7 protein-coding genes are annotated in these 8,454 nt (G+C 62.3%); all 7 read left to right on the plus strand.

Annotation, left to right across the window (positions count from 1 at the left end; genetic code table 11):
* Positions 1-845 (plus strand): HNH endonuclease signature motif containing protein (locus H7C86_RS36080; protein ID WP_182263437.1); only part of this gene is annotated, 845 nt, incomplete at its 5' end.
* 101 nt (positions 846-946) lie between these two features.
* A complete protein-coding gene (gene mftE / locus H7C86_RS36085; RefSeq protein WP_019744248.1) occupies positions 947-1,639 on the plus strand; it encodes a mycofactocin biosynthesis peptidyl-dipeptidase MftE in 693 nt (230 codons plus the stop codon).
* A gap of 97 nt (positions 1,640-1,736) precedes the next feature.
* Entirely contained in the window at positions 1,737-3,134 is a 1,398-nt protein-coding gene (gene mftF, locus H7C86_RS36090; protein ID WP_020906864.1) for a mycofactocin biosynthesis glycosyltransferase MftF, read from the plus strand.
* Entirely contained in the window at positions 3,131-4,612 is a 1,482-nt protein-coding gene (gene mftG, locus H7C86_RS36095) for a mycofactocin system GMC family oxidoreductase MftG (protein WP_182263438.1), read from the plus strand. Before mftF ends, mftG begins: the two co-directional genes overlap by 4 nt.
* 105 nt (positions 4,613-4,717) lie before the next feature.
* Positions 4,718-6,031 carry a helix-turn-helix domain-containing protein gene (locus tag H7C86_RS36100; protein WP_019744245.1) on the plus strand — a complete coding sequence of 438 codons (1,314 nt, stop codon included), beginning with the start codon at positions 4,718-4,720 and terminating at the stop codon, positions 6,029-6,031.
* A gap of 143 nt (positions 6,032-6,174) precedes the next feature.
* The gene (gene adh / locus H7C86_RS36105) at positions 6,175-7,698 is read left to right on the plus strand and encodes an aldehyde dehydrogenase (protein WP_007730158.1); all 1,524 of its coding nucleotides are present in this window, start codon (positions 6,175-6,177) and stop codon (positions 7,696-7,698) included.
* Between the two features lie 91 nt (positions 7,699-7,789).
* A complete protein-coding gene (locus H7C86_RS36110; RefSeq protein WP_182263439.1) occupies positions 7,790-8,350 on the plus strand; it encodes a DUF779 domain-containing protein in 561 nt (186 codons plus the stop codon).
* Positions 8,351-8,454: the final 104 nt, after the last annotated feature.

Raw genomic sequence — 8,454 nt, forward strand, 5'->3', positions numbered from 1 at the left:
TCGCGGATTGTGATGCGGTGCGGGCGGCGATTCGGCGGATCGAGAAGCAGTACGGAAACCGTGAGGACGGTGTTCCGGTCGGGGAAGACTCTGAGCGGAATGAGTTCTACGCTTCGAAAGGCTTGTACGGGCGGGTCACAGTCAAGGGTGATTTGGATGCGATGAACGGGGCCCGTCTGATCACGTTGCTGTCGAGCCTGTCCGCTCCGACACCGGAGAACGACGGCGTGAAAGACACGCGTACTCCGGCATTACGGCGTGCGGACGGGTTTTGCGAGTTGTTGCGCCGGTATGAGCGGGCGGGGTTGGGTCCGATCGAGGGTGGAGTGAAACCGCACATCACGGTCACAGCATCGGCGAAAGACATGACGGACCTGCAAGCGTTGAAAGACCTCCTGCCGTCGACGGAGGAACTCGGGTTCGCGTGGACGGATTGGGTGGGGCCGATCAGTCTCGATACCGCCCGGATGTTGGCCTGCGACTGCACCGTGACGCGAATTTTGTTGGATGAGAATGGTGTTCCGCTCGATTGCGGCAAGGAAGTAAGAACGGCGACAGTTCCGCAGCGAAGTGCTCTTGCGGTTCGGGATGGTGGGTGCGCATTTCCGGGGTGCGGGACGCCGTCGGGGTGGTGCGATGCTCACCATATTGTTCATTGGAATGACGGTGGCCCAACGGATCTCGACAATCTGATCTTGTTGTGCGGGCATCACCACCGGACGATGCACCACACCGAGTGGCGAGTGGAGATCGGCCCGGATCGGAAGACGGTGTTCTATCCGCCCATGTCGATCGATCCGTATCAGCATCCGATCGGCGGGAACAGTCCGCCCACCGCGGCGTGAACCGCGACAACTGAAAACTCATACACCGGGGCACAACCATGCCCCGGTGTATCCGCATGCTGTGTTGCGGTGGGAGGGGCCGGCACCAATACCATCGAGGGATGAGTTCTCCGCGTGACCTTGCTGCCATCCCGAGTCCTGCGCTCGAAGGCACTGCGCTCACCGTCGTGGTCCCGGTCGGTTCTTTCGAACAACACGGACCGCACCTGCCTCTCGATACCGACACTCGGATCGCGAGAGCAGTCGCACAGGCTCTGCCCGACGTTGTCGTGGCCCCGGCCATCGAATACGGGGCGAGCGGCGAACACGAAGGGTTTGCCGGCACGATTTCGATCGGTGCCGAGGCTATGGAAACCCTCGTCGTTGAATACGGAAGGTCGGCGTTCAGGTGGACGAAGCGGGTGCTGTTCGTCAACGGCCACGGCGGAAACGGTCCCGCGCTGGCCAAAGCTGTGGCACTTCTTCGATACGAGGGACGTGACGCCGCTTGGGTGCCGTGCGCTGTTGCGGGTGCCGATGCGCACGCGGGGCACACTGAAACGAGCCTATTGCTGCACCTTTCGCCCGATTTGGTGCACATGAGCCTTGCTGAGACAGGAAATTTGTCTCCTATCGCGGACCTGATGCCAGGAATGCGTTCGGGCGGTATGGTCGCTGTGTCGCAAAACGGCGTTCTCGGCAATCCAGTCGGGGCTACCGCCGAAGACGGCGCATACATCTTCGGTGAGTTGGTAGGACGCGTGACGGATGGACTGGCCCGGTGGGAGCCTGGTCCAGATGGGAGGCTTCGGTGACGACCACGACCGAGTGGGGGCGGACGGTCCACCTGCGACGGCTTTCGAGGCTGCGACGAGTTGCAGCACGACGGGCTACGTCCCTTACGATCATCTGATGCGACCAGCAAGACTCCCCGACGGCTTCGGCATTCGGTTGGACCCCAAGGTGCGCACGTACTCGGGCGGCCGGGTGCTCATCGGCGGCTCTCCGACACGGATGCTCAAGCTGGCTCCGACGGCTGCGGCGATGATCGGTGACGGCTTCCTCGAGGTGGTCGACCAGCAGAGCGCTGCGGTTGCTCGTCACCTTCTCGATTCAGGCGTCGCGAATCCTCGTCCGATGTCGACACCGTCTGCTGCAGATGTCACCGTCGTGATTCCGGTCAAGGACAACCAGGCCGGCGTCGAACGCCTACTGCCCGTCCTCAAGGATCTGACCGTCATCGTTGTCGACGACGGTTCGGAAGTGCCGGTGGAGCCCCGTCGCGCCTGCCCGGGCACCGGAACCATCACAGTGGTGCGGCACGAGAGCGCCCGCGGACCCTCGGCAGCGAGAAACTCGGGATTGCGTTCGGCCCAAACACGTTTCGTAGCTTTCCTCGACTCAGACGTCATACCGCGTGCCGGTTGGCTCGAGTTGATGTTGGGCCACTTCAGCGATCCAGGGGTTGCCCTTGTTGCGCCCCGCATCGTCGCCCTCGATCCGTACGGGACGGCGCTGGCGCGGTACGAGAACATGCGATCGTCTCTCGACCTCGGACGCAAAGAAGCTGCGGTGAAGTCGGGAAGTCCGGTCGCCTATGTTCCCAGCGCGGCCGTGATCGTCCGGCGCGACGTGGCACTCGAATGCAACGGTTTCGACGAGAGTCTCGAAGTGGCCGAGGACGTCGATTTCTGCTGGCGACTGCAGGCTGCGGGTTGGCGACTGAGGTACGAACCGGTTGCGCATGTCGCCCACGATCATCGAGTTCAGTTCGACAAGTGGTTCGCCAGGAGAGCGTTCTACGGCACGGGCGCGGCGCCGTTGGCTGCAAGACACGAGGGTTCGGTTCCGCCGATGGCGATGTCGTTCTCGACGCTCTTCGCGTGCATCGCCGCCGCAACACTGACCCGTTCCGGTCTTGCGAGTGCGCTGGGCGCTCTGCTCTTCACGGTGTATCGCCTGCGAAAGATGTTCAACGGGCTGAGTCAGCCCACCCGGATCGCAGCGATCCTCACTGCGCAGGGGTTTGTCGGAGGATTCTGGCAACTCGCCTCGGCGATGTGTCGTCACTACTGGCCGGTGACGCTTCTGGCGGTGATCGCTTCCCGTCGAATTCGGCGACTGGCCGTCGCTGCGGCAGTCACCGAAGGTTTGGTGGACTGGTATCGCCACCGTGAGCCAGGCGGGCTGGGTCCGGTTCGGTACGTCTTCTTCAAACGAGCAGACGACATCGCGTATGGGGCCGGACTCTGGCGGGGCGCGTTCGACGCTCGCGACTGGGCGGCGCTGAAACCTCGAATCACCAAGTGACAGAAGCCGACTACGCAGATTTCCTGGTTGTCGGTGGTGGCACGTGTGGCTGCGTCGTCGCAGCCAGGCTCAGTGAAGATCCATCCGCCACGGTGATGCTCCTCGAATCGGGAAGCGGATATCGTTCGGCGCTCGAACTTCCGGACGTCCTGGGTGATCCGTACCGACTGCCGGTCGGACCTGCGAGCGAATACACGTGGACGTATCCGGTCGAACTGACACCGCGTCGGGCGTCCACGATTGCGCGCGGGCGGACACTCGGTGGGTCCGGGGCCGTCAACGGTGCATACTTCATGCGCGCGACCCGCGCAGATTTCGAGAACTGGCCGAGTGCTTGGCGATACGACGACGTCTTGCCGTACTTCAAGAAGTCTGAGACGGATCGTGATTTCGAGAGCGAGTTCCACGGGACCGCCGGTCCGATCCCGGTCGAGCGTCGAGCGTGGGACCAACTGCATCCACTGAGCGGTGAGTTTCATGCGGCAGCGCTCGGAGCAGGTTTTCCCGACGACGTCGACAAGAATGCGCCGGACTCGTTCGGCGTCGGCCGAGTGCCACTGAACGTGGCGGATCATCGTCGGATCAGTACTGCGATCGGGTATCTGATGCCGGCGTTGCACCGCCCGAATTTGCGGGTGGAATCCGGAGTGAACGTCATTCGCATCGTATTCTCGGGAACCCGTGCGGTCGGCGTCGACGTTCTCGACGACGGCAACGTCCGACGCATTCATGCCGACCACGTGATCGTGTGTTCGGGTGCGGTGGCGACGCCGCACATTCTCTTGAATTCCGGTGTTGGTCCGGCGGAACAACTTGCAGAGCAAGGAGTTTCCGTCATTCTCGATCGACATGGCGTCGGCCAGAACTTCGTCGACCATCCGGAAGTGCTGCTGCCGTACCATTTTTCGACGCCTCGTGCGATTCGCTCGCAGACACCGGTGCTGGAGACTGCACTCAATCTCGCCGAGCTTGAAATCCGCCCGTACACCGCATCTTTCACAGACTTGGTTCCCGGTGTGCCTCGCATGGATCACGGCGTCGGGGTGGTCCTCATGGCGCCGCGCAGTCGTGGGAGCATCGAACTGGCATCGGGGGATCCCGCTGGGGCACCGCGTATTCGATACAACTACGTCGCGTCGACGCACGATCGAGCAGCCAATCGGGAAGGAATGCAGATCGCCGAGAACCTTCTCGAGTCGATCGCCGAGACCGGGTTGATCGATCGCCCCGTCGTGGAGTACACCGACGAGTGGGTCGAATCTCGCCTCGGTACGTCCTTGCACATGTCCGGTAGCTGCGTGATGGGCGCCGAATCGGACCCGTTCGCAGTCGTCGATGATCGGTGCCGTGTGATCGGCGCGCAAGGACTCAGTATTGTTGACACGTCAATCCTGCCGACGATCCCGACCCGCGGCCCACACGCGACCGCGGTAATGGTCGCGGAACGAGCAAGCGCCATCCTGCTCGGTGACGAGTGACCGCGAGTGGCGGCAGGCTAGGTCGACAGTCATACCGAATGGTCGTTCTCGCCTACGGGCTGTGATCGGCGTTACAGTGGTCCACGGAGCGGAGGAACGCAAAATATGGCACGTGAACAGGCTGTGTCCGGCAACCCGTGGGTGGCGGTCAGGCCAGGCGATGACGTCGCGTTACTCGCGCGGCGACTTTCGTCTGCCCATCAGTCGTTCATCGATGCCCGCGGCGTGCCCGGCCAAGGGCTGACCGACGACTCCCATGTCCGTTCGGTCGTGCTCGAGTCCTGGATGCGGAGCCGCAACAAGGGAGTAAATCCCGATGTTGTCGGCAATCCTGAGATGCTCGAGGGGTTGGAACTCGAAAAATATCGGTCCGCGCATCCCATGTCATTGATCCGTCCGGTGATTCGGAAACTCCTGGTGGAAGATGCTGCCGAGACCGGATTGCTGATCGCGATCAGTGACGCACACGGTCGACTGCTCTGGGTGGAGGGTGACAACTCGGCCAAGGACAAGGCGTTGTCCATGAACTTCGTCGAAGGCGCCGACTGGAGCGAAGATCGTGTCGGCACCAATGCGCCGGGAACGGCGCTTGCTCTCGATCACTCCGTACAGATTTTCGGATCCGAGCATTTCAACCGAACCGTGCACGACTGGAGTTGTTCGGCCGCACCCGTCCACGATCCCACCACTGGGCAAATCCTTGGTGCCATCGACATCACCGGTGGTCCCAGGGTCGCGGTTCCCGAAGTGCTGTCGCTGATCCGTGCAACTGTTGCGGCCGCCGAATCGGAATTGCGATTCCACCTCTTGAACTCGCCTATCCCGCTCAGCGCCACGGCTCCGCGCCTCGAAACATTCGGTGCCGGCCGGCCGACGCTGGTTCGCGGCGGTGACCGCATCCCGATTTCGCAGCGTCACGCCGAGATTCTCCTTCTGCTCTCCGAACATCCGGAGGGTCTCAGCTCCGACCACCTTGCGGTCCTGCTCGACGAGGGGGAGCTCGACGCAGTGACCATTCGCGCGGAAATGTCGCGGCTTCGTAAGGTTTTCGGCGCCGACCGGCTCGCTTCGCGTCCTTATCGGATCATCACGGAGTTCACGACAGACGTCGGCGACGTGCGGGCAGCGTTGGATCGCGGAGACGCGGCGACGGCGATGAAACTGTATTCGGGCCCGGTACTGGCAGGCTCGGCCTCCCCGGGAATCGAAGAGGTGCGGGAAGAACTACGCACCAGGGTTCAGGCGGCTCTGCTGCGTGGAGGTGACGCCAACCTTCTGGCCCGGTGGACCACGTCCGTACACGGGCGCGAAGACTCCGTCGTGTGGGAGGCCTACCTGTCCACGTTGGATCCTCAATCTCCGCTGTATTCGCAGGTCCAGGCAAGAATTGATCTCCTCGACCGCCAATTGGGCATCTGAGAATCATCTGCGTTTCTCGCACGCAACGTACTTGCAACGTTGCAACTCCTAGTGTTGTGAATCACACCCCACCGGGGGGTGGGATTGCAGTCACCGATTTGGTGGGTGCGCCCAGGAAGATCACGTTTACATAGGAGCTTGCAATGACCGTGTACGCCCGCCCAGGTACCGCCGACGCGATCATGTCCTTCCAGTCTCGATACGACAACTGGATCGGCAACGAATGGGTTGCTCCGGTCAAGGGTCAGTACTTCGAGAACCCGACACCGGTGACCGGACAGAATTTCTGTGATGTGGCTCGTTCCACCGCAGAAGACATCGAGCTCGCTCTCGACGCAGCGCACGCAGCAGCTCCGGCCTGGGGCAAGACCTCGGTCGCCGAGCGCGCGATCATCTTGAACAAGATCGCTGATCGTATGGAGGAGAACCTCGAATCCATCGCACTCGCCGAGTCGTGGGACAACGGCAAGCCGATCCGCGAGACCCTCAACGCCGACATTCCGCTCGCCATCGATCACTTCCGCTACTTCGCGGGAGCTATTCGCGCACAGGAAGGTTCGCTTTCGGAGATCAACTCCGACACCGTGGCGTACCACTTCCACGAGCCGCTCGGCGTAGTCGGCCAGATCATTCCGTGGAACTTCCCGATCCTCATGGCCGTGTGGAAGCTCGCACCCGCCCTTGCTGCCGGCAATGCCATCGTGCTCAAGCCTGCCGAGCAGACACCCGTCTCGATCCTGCACCTCATCGGCATCATCGGTGACCTGCTGCCTGCCGGTGTGCTCAACATCGTCAACGGCTTCGGCGTCGAGGCCGGAAAGCCGCTCGCGTCGAGCCCGCGTATCAAGAAGATCGCGTTCACCGGTGAAACCACCACAGGTCGCCTGATCATGCAGTACGCGTCGCAGAACCTCATCCCCGTGACCCTCGAACTCGGTGGCAAGAGCCCCAACATCTTCTTCTCCGACGTCCTCGCCTCCAACGACGACTACCAGGACAAGGCACTCGAGGGCTTCACGATGTTCGCCCTCAACCAGGGCGAGGTTTGCACCTGCCCGTCACGTTCGCTGATCCAGGAAGACATCTTCGACGAGTTCCTCGCGATGGCCGCCATTCGCACCAAGGCTGTGCGCCAAGGGGATCCGCTCGACACCGACACCATGATCGGTGCCCAGGCCAGCAACGATCAGCTCGAGAAGATCCTCTCGTACATCGAGATCGGCAAGGCCGAAGGCGCCAAGGTCATCACTGGTGGTGAGCGGGCCGAACTCGGCGGAGACCTGTCCGGCGGCTACTACGTCCAGCCGACGGTGTTCACCGGCAACAACAAGATGCGCATCTTCCAGGAAGAGATCTTCGGACCCGTCGTCTCGGTCACCTCGTTCAAGGACTACGACGAGGCCATCGAAATCGCCAACGACACGCTCTACGGTTTGGGCGCCGGTGTCTGGTCCCGCGACGGCGGAGTTGCGTACCGCGCAGGCCGCGACATCCAGGCCGGTCGCGTCTGGACCAACACGTACCACCAGTACCCGGCACACGCCGCTTTCGGTGGATACAAGCAGTCCGGCATCGGCCGCGAGAACCACCTGATGATGCTCTCGCACTACCAGCAGACCAAGAACCTCCTGGTCAGCTACGCCCAGAAGGCTCAGGGCTTCTTCTGATCGACCCACCGGCACCCGTGAGCCCCTCGCTGCGGGTGCCGGTGCGAGGGACTGCAACACGCGAAACCTGCACAAACACACGGAGGTTGGAATGAGCGCCACGGACACACCCGATACCGGCGCCGTTCCACCCCGGTTGGTGACCACCGCTGGGGCGGCTGACCTGCTACGCCGCCTCAGCGGGACTCACGGCGAACTGATGATGCATCAATCCGGCGGATGCTGCGACGGCTCGGCCCCGATGTGTTATCCCTCAGGCGAATTCATCGTCGGGGACCGTGACGTACTACTCGGAATCGTCGATCTCCGACTTGCGGTCGGAGAGATTCCCGAAGACCTTCCCACCGGAACCGACGCTGTACAGGTCTGGATTTCCGGATCACAGTTCGAAGCCTGGAAGCACACCCAGTTGGTGCTGGACGTCGTGCCCGGCCGCGGCAGTGGATTCAGCCTGGAGTCTCCTGAAGGATTCAGATTCCTCAGTCGAGCAAGGGCATTCACACCGGACGAAAACGAAGCACTCGGCGCGTCGAGCATTCTCGTAGGCACTGATTGGGAAGCGGGCGTGCGTCCTTCGCCCCCGACGGTTCCCCAGGTCGTCGCCGAGGCCGTCGATGCCTGCCCGGTGCCGGGCGCGGCCGCCCGATCCTGAGAACGGCCGCCTGAAGAAGATCTGAACAGACTCGGGGCCGCTCACATGACGGTTGAGTCCAGCAGAGTGGTGTACGACCACTCGTCCTGAAACTGTGGGCGTGT

It is taken from the genome of Rhodococcus sp. UFZ-B548 (assembly GCF_903819475.1).
In the GTDB taxonomy this organism is placed as follows: domain Bacteria; phylum Actinomycetota; class Actinomycetes; order Mycobacteriales; family Mycobacteriaceae; genus Rhodococcus_F; species Rhodococcus_F erythropolis.